Source organism: Litorivicinus lipolyticus (genome assembly GCF_009650135.1).
Lineage (GTDB): Bacteria > Pseudomonadota > Gammaproteobacteria > Pseudomonadales > Litorivicinaceae > Litorivicinus > Litorivicinus lipolyticus.
Genome location: NZ_CP045871.1, coordinates 259,978 through 278,862, shown reverse-complemented (window position 1 = coordinate 278,862; position 18,885 = coordinate 259,978). Strand labels below are relative to the sequence as shown.

Below are 18,885 nucleotides of genomic sequence, written 5' to 3'. Positions count from 1 at the left end.
TGCCTCGACTAATCGCACTGAGGGACAGATATGACTGCCGATGAAATGAAGAAAGCCGTGGCTATGGCCGCACTGGACTTGGTCAAACCGATGCTGGCGGCGGACGTCGTGATCGGAATTGGCACCGGCTCCACCGCCAACCACTTCATCGATGCGTTGAAACCCTACGCCAATGATTTTTTGGGCGCGGTCGCCAGTTCCGACGCCAGTGCACAACGCCTCAAGGCCAACGGCGTCGACGTCTTAGAATTAAACTCCGCCGGAACACTGCCAGTCTACGTTGACGGGGCCGATGAGTTCGATCCACGTTTTAATCTAATCAAGGGCGGCGGCGCAGCCCTGACCCGCGAAAAAATCGTCGCCCAAGCCAGCCAGCAATTCATCTGCATTGTCGACGGCAGCAAACAGGTCCCCGTGCTGGGTAACTTTCCGCTGCCGGTGGAGGTGATCCCGATGGCGCGCTCGCTGGTGGCACGCGAGTTGGTCAAGCTCGGCGGTGATCCGGTTTACCGCGAAGGCGTGATCACCGACAACGGCAATGTCATTTTAGATGTCCACAACCTCAGCATCACCGACCCCAAAGGCTTGGAAGCGGCGATCAACAATTTGCCCGGCGTTGTGTGCAACGGTTTGTTTGCCCTGCGCGGGGCCGATGTGGTGTTGATGGGCACGCCGGATGGGGTCCAAAGCCTTTCGATTTAGGCTGTCGGATCGCGACTTTGATCTGTTAATATGAGACACCGATTTTTTCGACCAGCCCAAGGAATCCGATGAACGCGCCCGTCTCATTTGCCAAAGATCGAGTCAAAATTCTGTTGTTAGAAGGCATCCATCAAAGCGCCGCCCAGGCCTTTCATGATGCCGGCTATCACAACGTTGAATTGCTGCCCACCGCACTCAACGAAGACGACCTGATCAAAAAAATACAGGGCGTTCACTTCATCGGCATTCGCTCGCGCACCCAATTGACGGCCAAGGTCCTGAATGCGGCTGATCGTTTGATCGCCGCCGGCTGCTTTTGCATCGGCACCAACCAGGTCGACCTAGACGCGGCCAAACGCAACGCCGTGGTGGTCTTTAACGCGCCCTATTCGAACACCCGTTCAGTGGCGGAATTGGTCTTGGCCGAGGCCATCATCCTGTTGCGTGGCATTCCCGAAAAGAACGCGGTGGCCCACCGTGGCGGCTGGTTAAAGTCGGCCAAAAACAGCTTCGAAATACGCGGCAAAACCTTGGGCATCATTGGTTACGGCTCAATCGGGTCGCAGCTGTCGGTGCTGGCGGAGTCGCTGGGCATGCGTGTGATTTTTCACGACATGGTGTCCAAATTGCCGCTGGGTAACGCAAGCCAAGTCCCGCTCGACAGCCTGCTCGCCAAATCCGACGTGGTGTCACTGCACGTGCCCGAATTGGACAGCACCAAGAACATGATCGGGGCGGCTGAAATTGCCAAGATGAAAGCCACATCGGTGCTGATCAACGCCAGCCGCGGCACCGTGGTCGATATCGACGCCCTGGCTGACGCGCTGCGTGAAAAGCGCATGTTGGGCACGGCGGTCGACGTTTTCCCGATCGAGCCCAAGGGCAACGACGACGAGTTCATCAGCCCCCTGCGCGCATTCGACAACGCCCTGCTAACGCCCCATGTTGGCGGCTCGACCATGGAAGCCCAAGTCAACATCGGCATCGAAGTGGCCGAAAAGCTGATCCGCTATTCGGACAACGGCTCGACCCTGACCAGCGTTAACTTTCCCGAGGTGGCGCTGCCACCGCACCCGAACCACCACCGCTTGCTGCACGTGCACGAAAACGTGCCGGGCGTACTTAGCGCAATCAACTCGGTGTTTGCCGAAGCCGGCATAAACATCGGCTCGCAGTTCCTACAGACCGACGACGCCATCGGCTATGTGGTCATCGATGTCGACGCGTCAAATTCCGAAGAAGCCATGGATCGCCTGCAAAGCATTGATCACACCATCCGCGTACGCCGCCTGTTTTAGGGCAACTGTTTCGCCAGCTCGTCCAATACGGGTTGGCGAAACTGCGGCGCCTCGTTAGCCAAATGATGGCGCGCGCCGTCAATCCAATGAACCCGGACTCCGGGAAACTTGCGCACGATTTGCTTAAGGTTCCACGGCGCATCCACGGTCCGCTCGTCGGTCCCCTGGAACACCACCACACCCTCGCCATCGCAGGGTTTCATGGCCAAAAACGCGTGCATATTGGCGACCATCGCGGTTAACCAGGCGGTCGGTATCACCGCGCTTTTGAGACCATCGCCGTGCTGCAGAAACTCGTTAAACGCCGGGTCATGAGTGCCATCACTGCGAGCCCGCGGAATTTCCGCCAACCAGGGTTTCAGCGCCCAGTGCACACAGCGCAAATACGACCAGCCATACGGACGAACCAACGGGTTCAGCAGCAGCACGCGTTGAAACGGGGCCCTGCCCTGGCTTTTGAGTAAATCCAACAACGCGCCACCGCCGGTCGATTGACCCATCGCATAGCGCGGCAAGTCGGCATCCGGCAACACCTGAACCATCCGCTGAAGCGCCTCACGATAGCGTGCAAAGTCATCCACACACATGCGCGCGCCCGAGGACAGCCCTTGGCCGGGCAGATCAAAGGCGGTGACGTTGTAGCCCATGGCGACGCACTGATCGATCAGGCTAGAAAATAGCCCGACGTGGTCCAAATAGCCGATCACAAACAACAACTCAGCTTTCGGGGTCGCCGCCTCGAAGCGGTAACTGACCAGGTCATGATGGGGGGCGCTGACCACGCCCATAGCGATGGGTTTTAGCTGATAGTGCTGCAAAAAATCGGCCAGCACCGCCGGTGGCGGCGCCGGAAATGGTGCCAGTGCCGAGCGCAGCTTGGCCGGATCAAACGGACGCGCCTGGACCCGGCTCACGGCTTAATTAACCGTCGGATCCAGCGCACCGGTTTGGTACCGATCCGCCATGGCTTCCAAGCCAAGCGCCTGAATGCGGTCCGCATTGCCCGCGGTGCCAAAGGCCTCGTAACGTGCAATCACGATGTCACGCATGGCATCGATCGACGCTTTGAGGAACTTGCGCGGGTCAAACTCGCTCGGATTAGCCGCCATGAACTGGCGTATGGCGCCGGTCGAGGCCAACCGCAAGTCTGTGTCGATATTGACCTTGCGCACGCCGTGCTTGATGCCCTCTTGGATTTCCGAGACCGGCACACCGTAGGTTTCGGCAATGTCGCCGCCATGCTCGTTGATCACGGCTAACCACTCTTGGGGCACGCTGGACGAGCCGTGCATGACCAGGTGTGTGCCGGGGATCCGCGCGTTAATCGCTTTGATCCGCTCGATCGCCAATACATCGCCAGTCGGCGGCCGCGTGAACTTGTAGGCGCCGTGACTGGTGCCAATGGCAATCGCCAACGCATCGACACCGGTCCGCTTGACGAAATCCGCCGCCTCTTCGGGGTCGGTTAGCATTTGTTCGTGGCTGAGCGTACCGACGGCGCCAACACCGTCTTCTTCGCCAGCCTGGCCGGTTTCCAGGCTACCCAGACACCCCAACTCGCCCTCGACCGAAACACCGCAAGCATGCGCCATCTCGACCGTGCGCCGGGTCACATCCAGGTTGTAGTCGTAGCTGGACGGTGTTTTCTGGTCCTCCAGCAAACTGCCGTCCATCATCACCGAGCTGAAACCGAGCTGGATCGAGCGCTGGCACGAGGCCGGCGACGCGCCGTGATCTTGGTGCATGCAGACCGGGATATGCGGGAACTCTTCAATCGCCGCCAAAATCATATGGCGCAGAAAGTTTGAGCCGGCGTATTTACGTGCCCCCGCGCTGGCCTGGACGATGACCGGGCTGTTGGTGTGGTGAGCGCCTTCCATGATGGCGCGCATTTGTTCAAGGTTATTAACGTTGAAAGCCGGCACGCCATAGCCGCGTTCGGCGGCGTGATCCAACAATTGACGCAAACTAATAAGAGCCATGACTGAGTCCTTTACAAAATGTTCCGTTAATCGTGAGCGCGCTGAGTCAACATCGCCACAGCCGGAAGCGTCTTGCCTTCGACGTATTCTAAAAACGCGCCGCCACCGGTCGAAATGTACGAAATATGATCGGCCAAACCAAATTGATCAATCGCCGCCAAGGTGTCGCCACCGCCGGCCAGTGAATATGCATCACTGTCAGCAATCGCCCGGCCCAAAGCCTCGGTTCCCGATGCGAAGTTGGCAAACTCAAACACGCCCAACGGGCCATTCCACAAGACCGTGCCCGCCTGCATGATCTGAGCACGTAATTGGACCTCACTGTCTGGACCAATGTCCAAAATCTGGTCGTCATCACTGACCTGATCAACCGCTTTGATGACCGCCGGTTCGTCCGCCGAGAACGACTTGGCCACACGTACGTCCGTCGGCAACGGGATATCGGTTTTCGCCATCAGCGCCTGAGCGGTCGGAATCAGGTCCGCTTCGTACAGACTGGCACCGACCGGATGACCGGCCGCGGCCAAAAACGTATTGGCAATGCCGCCACCCAAGATCAAGCCATCGCACAACTCAGACAAACGATTGAGCACGTCCAGCTTGGTCGAGACTTTGGAGCCACCGACCACGGCGTACAGCGGCCGAGCTGGCGCCGCCAAGGCCTGTTCGAGCGCGTCCAGCTCGCCGGCCAACAAGGGCCCCGCGCAGGCCACCTTGGCTTTCAGTCCGACCCCGTGAGTCGAGGCCTGGGCGCGATGCGCCGTACCAAAGGCGTCCATCACATACACGTCGCATAGGGCGGCCATTTTGGCTGCCAAATCAGCATCGTCAGCCTTTTCACCGGCCAAAAACCGGACGTTTTCGCACAGCACGATTTCGCCCGGGGCGACGTCAACGCCATCGATCCAGTCGCGCGCCAAACGCACCGACTGGCCCAGTAGCCCAGCCAGTTGCGTGGCAACCGGGGCCAGGCTAAATTCGTCCGCCACTTGGCCTTCAACGGGGCGACCTAGGTGCGACATGACCATGACCGCGGCACCCGCATCCAAGGCCCGGCGCAGCGTCGGCAGGGCCGCTCGAATCCGCGCGTCAGAGGTGACCACGCCATCTTTGATCGGCACATTGAGGTCTTGGCGGATCAGCACTCGCTGGCCGGCGAGGTCCAGGTCGATCATTCGTTTCACGCAAACTCCTTGGCGTTTAATTCGTGTAGCTGTAAAGCGGTGTCGAGCATGCGGTTGGCATAGCCCCATTCGTTGTCATACCAAGCCACGATCCGGACCAGACTGCCGGTCACCTGGAGCAAGCCCAGGTCAACGATGGCGCTGGCGGGATGGCCACAGAAATCAATGCTCACCAACGGTTCGTCGGTGATCGCCAACAGGCCCTTTAGGGCACCGTTCGCGGCCGCCACGAAACGCGACTGTATCTCGTCACGCGACATAGGCTGATCGAGTTGGAGCGTCATGTCCACGCAACTAACGTTGAGGGTCGGGACGCGCATCGAGTAGCCCACCACCTTGCCGGCAATGGTCGGCATCACCCATTCCAAGGCGTTCAGTGCGTTGGTGCTGGTCGGGACCATCGAGTGAGCCGCAGCCCTGGCACGGCGGGGGTCGCGGTGTGCTACATCGACCAGGACCTGGTCGTTGGTGTAGCTATGAATGGTGGTGTAGGTGCCAGCGTCAATGCCGATACCCCTGAGCGCCTGAAACACCACGCCCAAGCAATTGGTCGTACACGACCCCAGGGAATAGTGGGTTTGATCGGTTAGCTGGTCGTGGTTGATGCCACGAATCAACGTCAGCGGCATATCAGCGCCGGCCGGCGCACCGACCTGAACCCGACGGGCGCCTTGAGCCAAGTGACCCTGCGCCCGGGCACGATCCGGATCGCGCCCGGAACACTCCATGACCAAATCCAAATCGTCCCAACGAATGTCGCTGACCGATTCGGCTTTGGAAAAACGCGTACGCAAACCGGCGACTTCAAAACCGTCGTCGGTTGGCGCCACCGGCACATCAAAACGACCGTGCGTACTGTCGTACCGCGCGAGCAAGCGCAGCGTGTCCAACTCGCCCGGATCATTGATCTGGACCAGGTGCAGCCTATCGCTTAGCCCGCGCTGGTGAAGCGCCCAAAACACACAGCGGCCGATTCGACCGAAACCATTGATGCCGAAGCGTAATGGCGCGCCTGCGCTCACTCGTCGAACTGTTCGGTCAAACGCTCAATCGAGTCCAACGCAGCCTCAACGGTAATGCCGAAGTGCTCGTACAATGCGCCAGCCGGTGCGCTTTCACCGAAGCTGTCCATGCCGATGATCTCGCCGTCCAAACCGACGTACTTGTACCACCAGTCACGGTGGCTGGCTTCGATCGCCAAACGTGCGCTGACTTCGCTGGGCAAGACCGCCTCACGGTATTCCATGCTCTGACGCTCAAAGGCTTCGGCGCACGGCATCGAGACGACACGAACGCGCGCGTCGGTGCGCTCGGCCGCGGCCACCGCCAATTCAACTTCCGAACCGGTGGCGATCAAAATCACGTCCGGTTCACCCTCGCAATCCACCAACACGTAGGCGCCCTTGGCGATGTCATCGACATTGCGACGTGCCAATGTCGGCAGCCCTTGGCGGCTAAGCGCTAAACAGGTCGGGCCATCTTCGCGTGCAATTGCCGATCCCCATGCCACCGCTGTCTCTACGGCGTCCGCGGGGCGCCACAAGTCGCAGTTCGGCGTGCCGCGCAAGCTGGCAATTTGTTCGACCGGCTGGTGGGTCGGGCCGTCTTCGCCCAAACCAATCGAGTCGTGGGTCAATACGTGAATCGCGCGCTGCTTCATCAGCGCGGCCATACGGATGGCGTTGCGCATGTATTCCATAAAGATCAGGAAGGTACCGCCGTAGGGCACGAACCCACCGTGCAGTGCGATGCCGTTCATCATCGCCGCCATGCCGAACTCGCGAACACCATAGTGGATGTAGTTACCGCCAGACTGGCCGGCCGCAATCGACTGACTGCCCTTCCAAATGGTCAGGTTGGAACCGGCCAAGTCAGCACTGCCGCCCAACAGCTCCGGCACCATCGGACCGAAATGATCCAGCGCCATCTGACTGGCCTTACGAGTGGCCACCTTGGGCGCTTCGTTTTGCAATTGGCGCGCATAGGCCATCGCCTCGACTTCGATATCGACGTTCAAATCGCCCGACAAACGACGGTCCAATTCTTCCGACAGCGCCAGGTGCGCCTTGCGGTAGTCGGCCATGGATTCAGCCCATGCACCGTGCAGGCTTTCGCCTTTTTCGCGCATGTCCCAGGCCGCATAAATGTTGGCGGGCACTTCAAACGGGCCGTGCTTCCAGCCCAATGCCGCTTTGGTGGCAATGATTTCGTCGGCACCCAGCGGCGCGCCGTGGCTGCTTTCCTTGCCTTCTTTGTTCGGTGAGCCAAACCCGATTTTGGTCTTGCAGCGGATCAGGGTCGGGCGGCCGGTTTCGGCTTTGGCCTGGACAATGGCGGCGTCAATGGCGGCCGCGTCATGGCCATCGATCGGGCCAATGACCTGCCAGTTATAGGCTTCAAAGCGCTTGTTGGTGTCGTCGGTGAACCAGCCCTCAACGTCGCCGTCGATCGAGATGCCGTTGTCATCGTAAAACATCACCAGCTTACCCAAGCCCAGGGTGCCGGCCAGCGAGCACACTTCGTGGCTGATGCCTTCCATCAAACAGCCGTCGCCGGCAAACACATAGGTATTATGATCAACCACGGCGTGGCCGTCTTGGTTGAACTGGGCCGCCAGGACCTGTTCCGCCAGCGCCATACCGACCGCGTTTGCAATGCCCTGCCCAAGCGGCCCGGTGGTGGTTTCAACGCCCGGCGCATAACCGAATTCCGGGTGACCGGGAGTGCGCGAGTGCAGTTGACGGAACTGTTTCAGCTCGTCGATGCCCAGATCGTAGCCGGTCAGGTGCAACAAGCTGTACAACAGCATCGAGCCGTGGCCATTGGACAGCACGAAACGATCGCGGTTCGGCCAGTTCGGGTCGCTGGGGTCATGGCGCAGGTGGTCACGCCACAGCACTTCGGCGATATCTGCCATCCCCATGGGCGCCCCCGGGTGACCTGAATTGGCTTGTTGAACAGCATCCATGCTCAACGCGCGGATGGCATTGGCGAGCTCACGACGATCGGTCATTTGTTGATCCCATTTAATGAAGGCGCGCATTGTCCCAAAACGCGGCGGGGGTCTCAATGGCTAATCCTGCTGACACGACCAAGGATTTAAATAAGGCGAGAAAATTTTGCGCCAATCCGCGCCAAAAACTGCCCAATCGACCGTATCAAGGACCACGCTGACCGGCGCATACTAATCAAACGAGAATTAAGGAAGATTAACGATGAAACTGACTAAAAACATCGGCAGCGTTGATCGCAGGCTGCGGCTGGTGCCCGCCGTAGTGTTTTTTGTAGCCTGGGCCGGCGGCCTGTTAAGCGGCACATTGCTATGGGTGCTTGGCATTGTTGCAGCGGTTTCACTGGTGACCGCAATCACGGGCTGGTGTGGGCTTTACACCCTATTGGGCATCAATACCTGCCCGCTGGAGTCGCCGAAGTCCTGACATTTTCAGCGGCATAAAATTGCAAACATAAAGACTTGCTTATATATTAATGTCTTGATGTCCATATTGAGCAGGCCCAGTCATGACCGACACCACCTTGTTTACCTCGGAATCTGTTTCCGAGGGCCACCCCGACAAAGTCGCCGACCAAATCTCAGACGCCATTGTCGACGCACTGTTAACCGAAGACACCGATTCGCGGATTGCGGTCGAAACCCTGGTTAAAACCGGTTTGGTCATGGTCGCCGGCGAAGTCCGCACCAACGCCTGGGTCGATATCGAAGAAATCGTTCGCGACGTGGTTACGAAAATTGGCTATGACAGCAGCGAGCTTGGCTTTGATGGCAATACTTGTGCCGTCCTAAACGGTATCGGCAAACAGTCCGCCGACATCGCCGTTGGCGTTGACGAAGCCGAAAACAAAGACCAGGGCGCCGGCGACCAGGGCCTAATGTTTGGCTACGCAACCAACGAAACCGAGTCGCTGATGCCAGCGCCGATTTATTACGCCCATGAATTGGTCCGCAAGCAAGCGCAAGTCCGCAAGTCCGGCGCGCTGCCATTTTTGCGCCCGGATGCCAAAAGCCAGCTGACGTTTCGCTACGAAGACGGCAAGATCGTCGGCGTTGACGCCGTCGTGTTATCAACCCAGCACGACGAAGACGTCAGCTTGGCCGACTTGCAGGCCGCGGTTAAGTCCGAAATCATCGAAAAGGTCGTACCGGCCGAGTGGCTGCACGAAGACACCCTGTATCACATCAACCCCACCGGGCGATTTGTGATTGGCGGCCCAGTCGGCGACTGTGGCCTGACGGGCCGTAAAATTATTGTCGACACCTACGGCGGCATGGCCCGTCACGGCGGTGGCGCATTCAGCGGCAAAGACCCCTCAAAGGTCGACCGCAGCGCCGCTTATGCCGCCCGCTACGTGGCCAAAAATATTGTCGCAGCCGGCCTCGCCGATCGTTGCGAAGTTCAGGTCAGCTACGCCATTGGCGTTGCCGAACCGACCAGCATCAGCGTTGAAACCTTCGGCACGGAAAAAGTTTCGCACGCTACACTGGAAGCACTGGTGCGCGAACACTTCGACCTGCGCCCGCGCGGACTGATCGCGATGCTGGACCTGAAGCGCCCGATTTACCAGCCGACCGCTGCGTATGGCCACTTTGGCCGTGCGGACTTGGATCTGAGCTGGGAAAAAACAGACAAAGCCACTGCCCTGCGCCAAAGCGCCGGCCTCTAAGGAGAGCATGATGAACGCACGCCCCCAAGACCTATTGAATGGTGACTACAAAGTTGCCGACCTTAGCCAGGCCGACTACGGCCGTCGCGAAATCGCCCTGGCCGAGCGCGAAATGCCCGCCCTGATGGCATTGCGCGCCAAATACCGTGACAGCCAGCCGCTGGCCAATCAACGGATTATTGGTTGCATCCACATGACCATTCAGACCGCTGTGCTGATGGAAACGCTGGTTGAACTGGGCGCTGAAATTCGCTGGTCCAGCTGTAACATTTTCAGCACCCAAGACCACGCCGCCGCGGCCATGGTTGCCGCCGGCATCCCGACCTACGCGTGGAAAGGCCAAACCAACGAAGAAAGCGAGTGGTGCATCGAGCAGACCATTCTTAAAGATGGCCAGCCGTGGAACGCGACGGTGCTACTGGACGACGGCGGCGACCTGACCGGCATGGTTCACGAAAAATTCCCGGCGATGCTGGATTCAATCCACGGCATCACCGAAGAAACCACCACCGGTGTTCATCGCCTGATCGAAATGTTGGAAGCCGGCACCCTTAAAGTGCCCGCCATCAACGTCAACGACTCGGTTACCAAAGCCAAAAACGACAACAAATACGGTTGCCGCCACAGCCTGAACGACGGCATCAAACGCGCCACGGATATGCTGATGTCAGGCAAGCGCGCGCTGGTCATTGGCTACGGTGACGTCGGCAAAGGATCGGCCCAGTCGCTGCGCCAAGAAGGCATGATCGTGCGAGTCACCGAATCCGATCCGATCTGTGCGATGCAGGCGTGCATGGACGGGTTTGAGCTGGTCTCGGCTTACCAGGGCGGCAACGTCACCGGTCGCGTCGAAGACTTAAACCATGCGCTGCTTAACGACACCGACATCCTGGTGACCACCACCGGCAACGTCAACGTGTGCGACAGCGCCATGCTGACCGGTATCAAAAAAGGTGCGCTAGTGTGCAACATCGGCCACTTCGATAACGAAATCGACACCGCGTACATGCGCGCCAACTGGCGCTGGGAAGAGGTCAAGCCCCAGGTCCACCAGGTCTTCCGTAGCGACGCCGACGGCGACTATTTGTTGGTATTGGCCGAAGGTCGTCTGATCAACCTGGGCTGCGCCACCGGCCACCCCAGCCGCATCATGGACGGCTCGTTTGCCAACCAGGTATTGGCCCAGATCGAAATGGTCAACCGCGACTTCGCCAACCTGCCGGCGGATCAGAAAGCCGCCGCAATCACGGTTGAAGTGTTGCCTAAGAAGCTGGACGAAGAAGTTGCCCAGGCTATGGTCGAAGGGTTCGGTGGCGTCATCACCAAACTGACCGACGACCAAGCCAAGTACATCAACGTGCCGGTTGCCGGCCCGTTCAAGCCCGAAAGCTACAAGTACTAGGCGATACCACCGGCGCTCGCGCCGGCCATCGATAAAGGGCCCAGGTTTCGACCGCGGCCCTTTTTTTGTGGGCACAAAGGTGCTGACATCTCAGTCCGCGTTTAATGATCAAATTCACAGCTTTGTAATATGGTGGCACTATGCTTCCAGTCGACGAGGTTGTTTGGAGTTTTGTTATGAAAACTGCACTGGAACGTTGGGTATTTGACGAATGCGAAGCCCTTTACAGCCGTGGCATAACCCCCAGTTCACGCTATCTGAGTGGACGCGTGCATGCGCTCGGTTCAGAGGCTGAAATCCAAGCCTTAATTGCCGACTGGGACCAGCACCGTGGCGCGGCGCACCAAGCCGAGCTGCGTCAATCTGGGTTCAGCGAGGCCCTGATCAAGACCTTTAGCCGACCCGCGGCTTAGGCCCTTCACATCGCTGAAAAGCTGAGGTACGTTTACTCAGTCTTTAGCGGCGAAATGATAGGAGGTGATCTGATGTCTAGTGATTTGGCGATGATTCAGGGTGACGTTGGTTTTTCGAGGCACTTCGCGGAGTAACGCCGCTCGGTACTTCGTAAAACTCGCCTATACGGCGGTCACGTTGAAGCACCCATCACGAAAAGGGACTTGAATAGGTCCCTTTTTTATTGCCAGCGATTAAGCGCGGACGACTCAGCCCATCTATGACTTCGTAGTTGCTATCCAACTCGCCTTTTTATTGGATTGCGGTGCAATCCACCAAAGCCCGGCAAACACCGCCACGCCATATACCGCCGCCCAGCCCAGGGTCAAAAACCCAAGTCCACAGGCCAGCGCACCGGCCCACGCAATCACCCGCCCGACCCCGTTTAGCAGCACCACGGCGCTGGCCATGGCGACACCATAGATCAACACAAAGTGGCTATTGGCCAAGCGAATGAGCTGGCTTAAATCCAACCAACCGGCATGGAACACCAGGGTCGACAGCGCACACACACCAATCACGCAATTCAGTGCGACGGTTGGCACACCCGCGCGTCGTGTCGCTAACCACACTGGCAATTTGCCCTCATCCGCCAACGACCACAATTGACGACTAAAGCCATTGATGTAGGTGTTGAGCGAGGCAAAACAGGCCAAAAAGCCAAACAGCGCCAACAGGTAAACGCCGACCGGCCCCAGTCGATCCGCCGCAATCACCAGCAACGCATCCGTCGGCACGCGATCAAAGCCCGCCGCCAATACGGTGCTGGCACAGAGGTAGTAAACCGCGCCGGCCAGCGTCACGCCGCCAATCACACTGAGCGGAATATCACGGCTGGGGTTACGAAATTCCTCGGCCAAGTTGGCGACAATTTCCAGCCCCAAAAAACACCACAGCATCAACCCGGCAGCGCCGGCAATAGCGCCCAGGTCCGAGGGCGTCGCCACCGGAATCAACGCGCCAACCGTGATCGGCGTACGCCAGGCCAGCACAGCAATGAAGCCTAAGGTTGCGACAATAATCAGCGTTTGCACCCACGCCGAGGCCCGCACCCCCGCACGATTGAGGCCATACACCGCGCCGAGCACCGCCAACTGGGCGACCAACGAGGCCGTGCCATCAAGCGCAAAAGCATAGTTCACAAACACCATGGTCAGCAGCAACGCCGCCGGCAAACCGACTGGGATGACGCCGACCAGCAGCAAAGCTGAGACCCATTCCAAGCGACCACCAAAGGCACGACTGGCCCAATGACTGACACCGCCGGCATGCGGAAACGCGCGACCCAGACGCCCAAACACCATGGCCATCGGCAACATGAAGGCAATCAACAGCAACCACGACACCAGCGACGCTTGGCCGGCCAACTGGACGCCCAGCACCGGCACCACGAACACGCTGGAGCCCAGTAGCGACGTCGCCAACATGACCAATGCGCCAAGCAGGCCAACCTGAGGGGTGGATCGGGACATACAGTTTCCTTATGCGCTTGTTACGCCGCGCCAAAGCGGGTTCAATGACAGTCAATCAACGAGGTACCCCATGGACTTACTATCGATTATTGCGCTGCTGGTTTTGACGCTGGCGGTCTTATTTGTACTGATGGGCTTTAAGATCGTGCCCCAATCGGACGTCTTTGTGGTCGAGCGATTCGGTAAATATACCCAAACCCTAACCGCCGGGGTCAGCTTTATTGTGCCGCTGGTTAACCGCGTCGCCCATAAAGTGTCGATATTGGAGCGCCAACTACCGGAATTCACCATTTCCGTCATCACCAAAGACAACGTCGAAGTGGATTTGAAGGCCACCGTGTTTTTTCGCGTGATTGACGCCGCGGCTACGGTGTACCGAATCCGCGAAATCGACAAGGCGCTGTTTACCGCGGCGACTTCGATTGTTCGTTCCGCCGCCGGCCGTCTCGAATTGGACGAACTGCAATCCAGCCGTGAAAGCATGAACACTGAAATCAGCTCAAACCTGGGCGAAGCCGCGGGGGTCTGGGGTATTGAAGTCACCCGTACCGAAGTCACCGACATCATGGTCGACGAGCAAACCAAAGAAGCCCAGCGCCAGCAGCTCAACGCCGAACGCCAACGTCGCGCTCAAATCGCCGCCGCCGAGGGTGCTAAACGAGCCACCGAGTTGGCCGCAGACGCCCGCCTGTATGAGTCCCAGCGTGCCGCCGAAGCCATCCGCGTTGAAGCCGACGCCGACGCCTACTCGGTCAAGATCGCGGCCGACGCCGAGGCCGAACAAACCCGACTGATTGCCGAAGCGATCAACCAAAATGGTCGCGCCGCGGTCGAGTTCGAAGTGCTCAAGCGCCAGGTCGACGCAATCGCAACCCTGGCCTCGTCGAACAATGCCAAGACCCTGATCATGCCGACCGATGTGACCAAAACTTTGGGCAGCCTGTCGACGCTGGTCGACCAATTGAAGGGCGACGCCTGATGCTGGGGGGCGAGTGGGTCTATTACTGGGAAGTGTGGACCGTGGCAGGACTGGCAGCGCTGATCGCTGATATGGGACTTGGGCTGGCATATATGCTGCTGCCCTTTGGCTTTGCCGCGTTTTTCGTCGCCATTAATCTGGCTTTTGGCCTGACCTTTGGTTTTATGGACTTGGCGGACTGGAAAACTCTGGTGGTGCTGTACGGGGTCTATGCCTTGATTTGTGTCTTAGCGATTCGGCCGATTGTGGCCCAACTCAAAGACGACCAGCCCGACATTAACGACTACTAAAACGCCATGGACGCCCTACGCGAAGCGGTCGCCTTAATTGTCGGATTTGACGCCGATTTGTTCGAGATTCTGTGGTTATCGATCCGGGTCAGCCTGATGTCACTATTGGTGGCGACCCTGGTCGGTTTACCGCTGGGGACCTATCTGGCGATCAATGACTTCCCGGGGCGGCGCCCACTGATCATCATGACCAACGCCATGATGGGTATGCCCCCTGTGGCGGTCGGGCTATTGGTGTATTTACTGCTGTCCCGTTCCGGGCCGCTTGGGGTCCTGGGTTTGCTGTATACACCAACGGCCATGATCATCGCTCAGGTCTTTTTGATTACACCAATCATCGTGTCCTTGACCTTCCAAGTCATTGAGAACTTGGAAAACGAATACCGCGACACCTTTACGTCCTTGGGGGTACGCGGCTGGCGTGCCATCCGCGCCTATTTATGGGACGCCCGCTACGCCCTCACGACCTGTATCTTGGCCGGCTTCGGGCGCGCTATTTCCGAAGTTGGCGCGGTCATTATCGTCGGCGGCAACATCGATCACCTGACCCGGGTCATGACCACGACCATTGCGCTGGAAACCTCCCGCGGCAACCTCGATTTAGCCCTTGGGCTGGGCATTATTTTGCTGCTGCTGTCGCTGATCGTGAACGCCGCTGTCGGTGCGATCAAAGAATTTGCCCGGACCCGCCAGTATGCGTGAACAGTCGCTGCCTATTCGCGTTCAAGGACTGTCGTTAACCAAGGGCGAACGGCGTTTGCTGGACGACATCAACCTGACCATTCGCGAACCCGGGATCAGCATGATCATGGGCCCCAATGGCGCCGGCAAGAGCCTGTTATTGCGCTGTATTCATGGCCTAATCAGTCCCGATAGCGGCACTATCCACCTGGCCAACCGCCCGCTCGCGGAACGCCGTCAGTCCCAGGCCATGGTGTTCCAACACCCGGTGCTGCTGCGCCGAACGGCGCTACAGAATTTAGAGTTCGCCGCGCCCGACTTAGCCGCCCAAGATCCGGCGGCATTGCTGGTCGCGCTCGAAAAAGTCAATTTAGGCGCGCGTGCGCACCAGCCGGCACGCATGTTATCCGGCGGCGAGCAACAGCGTCTGGCACTGGCACGGGCGCTGCTGCGCAAGCCGGGGCTGTTGTTGCTCGATGAAGCCACCGCCAGCCTGGATCCCGCCTCGGTTTACCTGATCGAGTCCCTGGTCAAACAGCAAAATCTTCTAGGTACCAAGGTGGTTTTCGTCAGCCACGACCAAGGTCAAGCTCGACGCTTGGCGGACGAAGTGATATTCCTTTGTCACGGCCGTGTGGTCGAGCAGCGCTCGGCACGTGGCTTTTTTAGTGCCCCCGGCAGCGATGAAGCCAAGGCCTACCTGGCCGGTAAAATCATGATCTAAGGAGCCACCATGAAACCCTCTGTCATCGCACTATCTGTGCTGATCAGCACTGGTGCTGCGGCTGAGTCGATCATTGTTCAATCGACCACCTCAACCAAAAATTCAGGACTTTACGACTACCTGCTGCCATTGATTCAGCGTGATCTTGGCCTGACGGTCAATGTCGTCGCAGTCGGCACCGGGCAAGCGATTAAAAACGCCATGCGCTGCGATGGCGACGTGTTATTGGTCCACGCCAAGGCTGCTGAAGAAAAGTTCGTCAGCGAGGGCTACGGCCTCGAACGCCACAATCTGATGTACAACGATTTTGTCATCATTGGCCCCGCAGGCGATCCGGCGGGCTTGGCAAATGCCGCCGATGCGGCTGATGCCCTAAATCGGATTCAAGCGAGTGGCGCCAAGTTCGCGTCACGCGGTGACGACTCCGGCACCCATAAAAAAGAACAAGCGCTATGGCGCGCCGCGGGCATTGACCCCTTGCCCGGATCAGGTGATTGGTACTTGGAAACCGGCAGCGGCATGGGCGCAACCCTGAACACCGGCATCGGCGTCGGTGCTTACGTCATGACCGACCGTGCCACCTGGCTTAAATTTGGAAACAAGCAAGACGCCCAGATTCAATTCGAAGGCGACGCGGCGCTGTTCAACCAATACGGGGTGATACCGGTCAATCCAGTGACCTGTCCCAGCGTCAACAAAGACGGGGCTATTCGATTCCGTGATTGGTTGATTTCAGACAAAGGACAGGCCGCGATTGCGGCCTACCAGGTTGACGGCAAGCCGCTGTTCTTTCCGAACGCGAACTAGCCTAAACGCACGCGATAGGTGGTCACACCGTCGCGTGTTTCGATCTGTTCTAACTGGTGCCCGCGAAGCTGGCACAGCACGTCCAAATCCTTGCGACCACTTGGATCATCGGCCAGAAAATCGACTAATGTGCCCGCGGCTAAGCCGCGGGTACGCTTGACCAGCCGCAAGATAGGCAAGGGGCACAGCAGGCCGACCGCGTCGACCTGCAATGCCACTTCATCAGTCGAGTCGGACACTGGTCGCAGACGAGGTCTGCTCAGCGGACGACCAACCCAGTTCCCCAAGCACCACAGTGGCGCCGTAGGCAATCACAAACGCAGCGATAAACGCCGACAGCATCACCTTCATGACTTGTCCCCTTTAGCCTGTTCAGCTTCGACTTCGGCGACCCACAAGTCGTGGTGCTGGCGGGCCCATTCCAAATCGACCTGACCGTTGCCCATGGCGTCGTACGCGCCTTCCATGCCGACCGAACCGATGTAGATGTGAGCGATAATCGCCACCATCATTACAAAGGCCACAATCGAGTGCCAAATGTTGGCCATCTGCATTTCTTCGTGCGGTGCCAACACCGTCGGTAGTTCAGTTCCGATCACGCTGTTAATCAGCGCAAAGGTCTTGGCGAACATGTGGATTTCGAACGGGAACAACAGCGACAAACCAGATAGCGACACCGAGAATCCGAGTAGCATTACGGTCCAAAAGATAATCTTTTGGCCGGCGTTAAATTTCTTAGCCGAGGGGTGTGACTTGGTAAAAATACCGCCACCCGCCTTGATCCATGCCCAGTCCAATTTGTTCGGAATGTTGTGTGCCACCCACATGACAAAGGTCATCACCAGACCCAGCATAAAAGCCCAGGCAATGTTGTTATGCACCCACTTGGACACCGACGCCATGGCCGCAAAGGCATCGTGGCCCATGACCGGGATCAGGAAGCTGCGCCCCATCAAGGTCAACAAACCCGTTACGCCCAGCGCGACAAAGGAACCGGCTAATAGCCAGTGGCCAAAACGTTCAATCGCTTTGAAACGCTGAATCGTGGTGCCGGCAGGACCACCGTCGATCATTATGCGCCCGCGTGCAAAATAGAACACAACCAGTAACGCGATAATGCCCAGCAATGCACCGCCACCGTATGTGATCAGCGGGCCTTGGCGCACTTCGTACCACTTCATGCCGCCGTCTTGGATCAAGACCTCAGCAGCCGCGGCTTTATTTTGTAGGGTGATATCGGCTTCGTTATAACGAATCCCACGATAAATATCGGCGTCGGATCGACCGCCGTTGGTGCCCAACGATTGTGTGGTTGAGGCCGCTTGATTGGCATCGCCCAGGTTGCCAGATCGGAAGGTTTCATCAACCTTGATCTGAGCCTGACGGGCCATAATATCTTGCAGGTTTTGTGCGCCGCCAGTTGAGCTACGGTCGACAACAGCTGCGTCTTCCGCCCAGCTAGGGCTGGACACAATGGTGAACAGTGCAAGCACTGCCGCACCGAATAATTTAATACTCATGTTTGATACCCAGTAGGTTTCAAAAAAAAAGGGTTCGGTGGCGTCCTTGCATACCGGGGCCCGAAGGCCCCGATAATAGAGAGGCTAAATCAGCCGCCCTTCTTCTCGTAGGCCGTACCCCATCCCCATGCGCCCGAACCGAAACCACGGTTCACGACACGCTGGCGATAGATGTCCGAGACGTCGTTGCCGTCGCCGGCCAGCAATGCCTTGGTTGAACACATCTCGGCACAGATCGGCAATTTGCCCTCTGCGATGCGGTTACGTCCGTATTTCGCGAACTCAACCGTTGAGTTGTCTTCTTCCGGTCCACCTGCACAGAATGTGCATTTGTCCATCTTGCCGCGTGATCCAAAGTTACCCGCTTGCGGGAACTGAGGCGCGCCAAATGGGCAAGCGTAGAAGCAGTAACCACAACCAATACACAGGTCTTTGGAGTGCAATACCACACCGTCATCGGTCTGGTAGAAGCAATCCACCGGGCACACTGCCATGCAGGGTGCGTCGGAACAGTGCATACAGGCCACCGAGATCGACCGTTCGCCGGGCTTACCGTCTTCGACGGTGACCACACGGCGACGATTGATACCCCAGGGTACTTCGTGCTCGTTTTTACAGGCTGTTACGCAAGCATTACATTCGATGCAGCGTTCAGCGTCGCAAAGGAACTTTGCGCGTGCTTGTCCTTCAAGTGCCATGGTCTACATCTCC

At 58.2% G+C, this 18,885-nt stretch carries 21 protein-coding genes; 11 read left to right on the top strand and 10 right to left on the bottom strand.

The genetic code is table 11. The annotated features are described in order from the left end of the window. Window positions 1-30: 30 nt before the first annotated feature. Entirely contained in the window at window positions 31-702 is a 672-nt protein-coding gene (gene rpiA, locus GH975_RS01435; protein ID WP_153712799.1) for a ribose-5-phosphate isomerase RpiA, read from the top strand. Between the two features lie 68 nt (window positions 703-770). Beyond that, on the top strand, window positions 771-2,000 hold the full coding sequence (serA, locus tag GH975_RS01430) for a phosphoglycerate dehydrogenase (protein ID WP_153712798.1): 1,230 nt from the start codon (window positions 771-773) through the stop codon (window positions 1,998-2,000). On the opposite strand, the gene GH975_RS01425 is transcribed toward serA, so the two are convergent. From GH975_RS01425 to tkt, 5 genes are read right to left on the bottom strand one after another with little or no spacing between them, the layout of a single operon-like run. After that, window positions 1,997-2,914 carry an alpha/beta hydrolase gene (locus GH975_RS01425; RefSeq protein WP_153712797.1) on the bottom strand — a complete coding sequence of 306 codons (918 nt, stop codon included), beginning with the start codon at window positions 2,912-2,914 and terminating at the stop codon, window positions 1,997-1,999. The genes serA and GH975_RS01425 overlap by 4 nt on opposite strands. 3 nt (window positions 2,915-2,917) lie before the next feature. Beyond that, window positions 2,918-3,982, bottom strand: coding sequence for a class II fructose-bisphosphate aldolase (gene fba, locus GH975_RS01420; RefSeq protein WP_153712796.1), 1,065 nt, complete (start codon window positions 3,980-3,982; stop codon window positions 2,918-2,920). A gap of 26 nt (window positions 3,983-4,008) precedes the next feature. Then, window positions 4,009-5,157, bottom strand: a complete 1,149-nt coding sequence (locus tag GH975_RS01415) for a phosphoglycerate kinase (RefSeq protein WP_153714751.1) — start codon at window positions 5,155-5,157, stop codon at window positions 4,009-4,011. 5 nt (window positions 5,158-5,162) lie between these two features. Beyond that, a complete protein-coding gene (locus GH975_RS01410; RefSeq protein ID WP_153712795.1) occupies window positions 5,163-6,188 on the bottom strand; it encodes a type I glyceraldehyde-3-phosphate dehydrogenase in 1,026 nt (341 codons plus the stop codon). Beyond that, window positions 6,185-8,179: a transketolase gene (gene tkt, locus GH975_RS01405; RefSeq protein ID WP_153712794.1), complete on the bottom strand. Its 1,995-nt coding sequence runs from the start codon at window positions 8,177-8,179 to the stop codon at window positions 6,185-6,187. Before tkt ends, GH975_RS01410 begins: the two co-directional genes overlap by 4 nt. A 202-nt stretch (window positions 8,180-8,381) precedes the next feature. On the opposite strand from tkt, the gene GH975_RS01400 reads away from it, so the two are divergent. The 4 genes from GH975_RS01400 to GH975_RS01385 all read left to right on the top strand — a co-directional run bounded on the left by GH975_RS01400 (window position 8,382) and on the right by GH975_RS01385 (window position 11,661). Beyond that, entirely contained in the window at window positions 8,382-8,603 is a 222-nt protein-coding gene (locus GH975_RS01400) for a YgaP family membrane protein (protein WP_211365822.1), read from the top strand. An 82-nt stretch (window positions 8,604-8,685) separates the two neighbouring features. Next, the gene (gene metK / locus GH975_RS01395; RefSeq protein WP_153712793.1) at window positions 8,686-9,846 is read left to right on the top strand and encodes a methionine adenosyltransferase; all 1,161 of its coding nucleotides are present in this window, start codon (window positions 8,686-8,688) and stop codon (window positions 9,844-9,846) included. Between the two features lie 10 nt (window positions 9,847-9,856). After that, on the top strand, window positions 9,857-11,248 hold the full coding sequence (ahcY, locus tag GH975_RS01390; RefSeq protein WP_153712792.1) for an adenosylhomocysteinase: 1,392 nt from the start codon (window positions 9,857-9,859) through the stop codon (window positions 11,246-11,248). Between the two features lie 176 nt (window positions 11,249-11,424). Next, window positions 11,425-11,661 (top strand): hypothetical protein, encoded by a 237-nt coding sequence (locus GH975_RS01385; RefSeq protein ID WP_153712791.1) that lies wholly within the window; start codon window positions 11,425-11,427, stop codon window positions 11,659-11,661. Between the two features lie 258 nt (window positions 11,662-11,919). Here GH975_RS01385 and yjeH read toward each other — a convergent pair whose 3' ends face one another. Then, on the bottom strand, window positions 11,920-13,173 hold the full coding sequence (gene yjeH, locus GH975_RS01380) for an L-methionine/branched-chain amino acid transporter (protein WP_153712790.1): 1,254 nt from the start codon (window positions 13,171-13,173) through the stop codon (window positions 11,920-11,922). A 70-nt stretch (window positions 13,174-13,243) separates the two neighbouring features. Here yjeH and GH975_RS01375 point away from each other — a divergent pair, with 70 nt between their 5' ends. Genes GH975_RS01375 through GH975_RS01355 form a run of 5 tightly spaced genes read left to right on the top strand, consistent with a single transcriptional unit; the run spans window position 13,244 to window position 16,654 of the window. Continuing rightward, complete coding sequence (locus tag GH975_RS01375; protein ID WP_153712789.1) at window positions 13,244-14,152, top strand: SPFH domain-containing protein; 909 nt, start codon at window positions 13,244-13,246, stop codon at window positions 14,150-14,152. After that, entirely contained in the window at window positions 14,152-14,442 is a 291-nt protein-coding gene (locus GH975_RS01370) for a hypothetical protein (RefSeq protein WP_153712788.1), read from the top strand. The genes GH975_RS01375 and GH975_RS01370 overlap by 1 nt, the downstream gene beginning before the upstream one ends. A gap of 6 nt (window positions 14,443-14,448) precedes the next feature. Further along, window positions 14,449-15,144 (top strand): ABC transporter permease, encoded by a 696-nt coding sequence (locus GH975_RS01365; RefSeq protein ID WP_153712787.1) that lies wholly within the window; start codon window positions 14,449-14,451, stop codon window positions 15,142-15,144. Beyond that, the gene (locus GH975_RS01360) at window positions 15,137-15,847 is read left to right on the top strand and encodes an ATP-binding cassette domain-containing protein (protein WP_153712786.1); all 711 of its coding nucleotides are present in this window, start codon (window positions 15,137-15,139) and stop codon (window positions 15,845-15,847) included. Before GH975_RS01365 ends, GH975_RS01360 begins: the two co-directional genes overlap by 8 nt. 9 nt (window positions 15,848-15,856) lie before the next feature. Continuing rightward, the gene (locus GH975_RS01355; protein ID WP_153712785.1) at window positions 15,857-16,654 is read left to right on the top strand and encodes a substrate-binding domain-containing protein; all 798 of its coding nucleotides are present in this window, start codon (window positions 15,857-15,859) and stop codon (window positions 16,652-16,654) included. Here GH975_RS01355 and GH975_RS01350 read toward each other — a convergent pair. From GH975_RS01350 to fdh3B, 4 genes are all read right to left on the bottom strand, one after another. Beyond that, entirely contained in the window at window positions 16,651-16,893 is a 243-nt protein-coding gene (locus GH975_RS01350) for a sulfurtransferase TusA family protein (protein ID WP_153712784.1), read from the bottom strand. The genes GH975_RS01355 and GH975_RS01350 overlap by 4 nt on opposite strands. Continuing rightward, a complete protein-coding gene (locus GH975_RS12215; protein WP_272482788.1) occupies window positions 16,877-17,005 on the bottom strand; it encodes a hypothetical protein in 129 nt (42 codons plus the stop codon). Before GH975_RS12215 ends, GH975_RS01350 begins: the two co-directional genes overlap by 17 nt. Then, entirely contained in the window at window positions 17,002-18,174 is a 1,173-nt protein-coding gene (locus GH975_RS01345; protein ID WP_153712783.1) for a formate dehydrogenase subunit gamma, read from the bottom strand. The genes GH975_RS12215 and GH975_RS01345 overlap by 4 nt, the downstream gene beginning before the upstream one ends. 89 nt (window positions 18,175-18,263) lie before the next feature. Next, complete coding sequence (fdh3B, locus tag GH975_RS01340; RefSeq protein WP_153712782.1) at window positions 18,264-18,872, bottom strand: formate dehydrogenase FDH3 subunit beta; 609 nt, start codon at window positions 18,870-18,872, stop codon at window positions 18,264-18,266. Between the last annotated feature and the right edge of the window lie 13 nt (window positions 18,873-18,885).

Bases quoted from the DNA above. Each gene is read 5' to 3' on its own strand.
- serA (WP_153712798.1), top strand. From the start codon at position 771: ATGAACGCGCCCGTCTCATTTGCCAAAGATCGAGTCAAAATTCTGTTG.
- fdh3B (WP_153712782.1), bottom strand. From the start codon at position 18,872: ATGGCACTTGAAGGACAAGCACGCGCAAAGTTCCTTTGCGACGCTGAA.
- GH975_RS01355 (WP_153712785.1), top strand. From the start codon at position 15,857: ATGAAACCCTCTGTCATCGCACTATCTGTGCTGATCAGCACTGGTGCT.
- GH975_RS01365 (WP_153712787.1), top strand. From the start codon at position 14,449: ATGGACGCCCTACGCGAAGCGGTCGCCTTAATTGTCGGATTTGACGCC.
- GH975_RS01400 (WP_211365822.1), top strand. From the start codon at position 8,382: ATGAAACTGACTAAAAACATCGGCAGCGTTGATCGCAGGCTGCGGCTG.
- GH975_RS12215 (WP_272482788.1), bottom strand. From the start codon at position 17,005: ATGAAGGTGATGCTGTCGGCGTTTATCGCTGCGTTTGTGATTGCCTAC.
- rpiA (WP_153712799.1), top strand. From the start codon at position 31: ATGACTGCCGATGAAATGAAGAAAGCCGTGGCTATGGCCGCACTGGAC.
- GH975_RS01370 (WP_153712788.1), top strand. From the start codon at position 14,152: ATGCTGGGGGGCGAGTGGGTCTATTACTGGGAAGTGTGGACCGTGGCA.
- GH975_RS01385 (WP_153712791.1), top strand. From the start codon at position 11,425: ATGAAAACTGCACTGGAACGTTGGGTATTTGACGAATGCGAAGCCCTT.
- GH975_RS01375 (WP_153712789.1), top strand. From the start codon at position 13,244: ATGGACTTACTATCGATTATTGCGCTGCTGGTTTTGACGCTGGCGGTC.
- yjeH (WP_153712790.1), bottom strand. From the start codon at position 13,173: ATGTCCCGATCCACCCCTCAGGTTGGCCTGCTTGGCGCATTGGTCATG.
- GH975_RS01360 (WP_153712786.1), top strand. From the start codon at position 15,137: ATGCGTGAACAGTCGCTGCCTATTCGCGTTCAAGGACTGTCGTTAACC.
- ahcY (WP_153712792.1), top strand. From the start codon at position 9,857: ATGAACGCACGCCCCCAAGACCTATTGAATGGTGACTACAAAGTTGCC.
- fba (WP_153712796.1), bottom strand. From the start codon at position 3,982: ATGGCTCTTATTAGTTTGCGTCAATTGTTGGATCACGCCGCCGAACGC.
- GH975_RS01415 (WP_153714751.1), bottom strand. From the start codon at position 5,157: ATGATCGACCTGGACCTCGCCGGCCAGCGAGTGCTGATCCGCCAAGAC.
- metK (WP_153712793.1), top strand. From the start codon at position 8,686: ATGACCGACACCACCTTGTTTACCTCGGAATCTGTTTCCGAGGGCCAC.
- GH975_RS01345 (WP_153712783.1), bottom strand. From the start codon at position 18,174: ATGAGTATTAAATTATTCGGTGCGGCAGTGCTTGCACTGTTCACCATT.
- tkt (WP_153712794.1), bottom strand. From the start codon at position 8,179: ATGACCGATCGTCGTGAGCTCGCCAATGCCATCCGCGCGTTGAGCATG.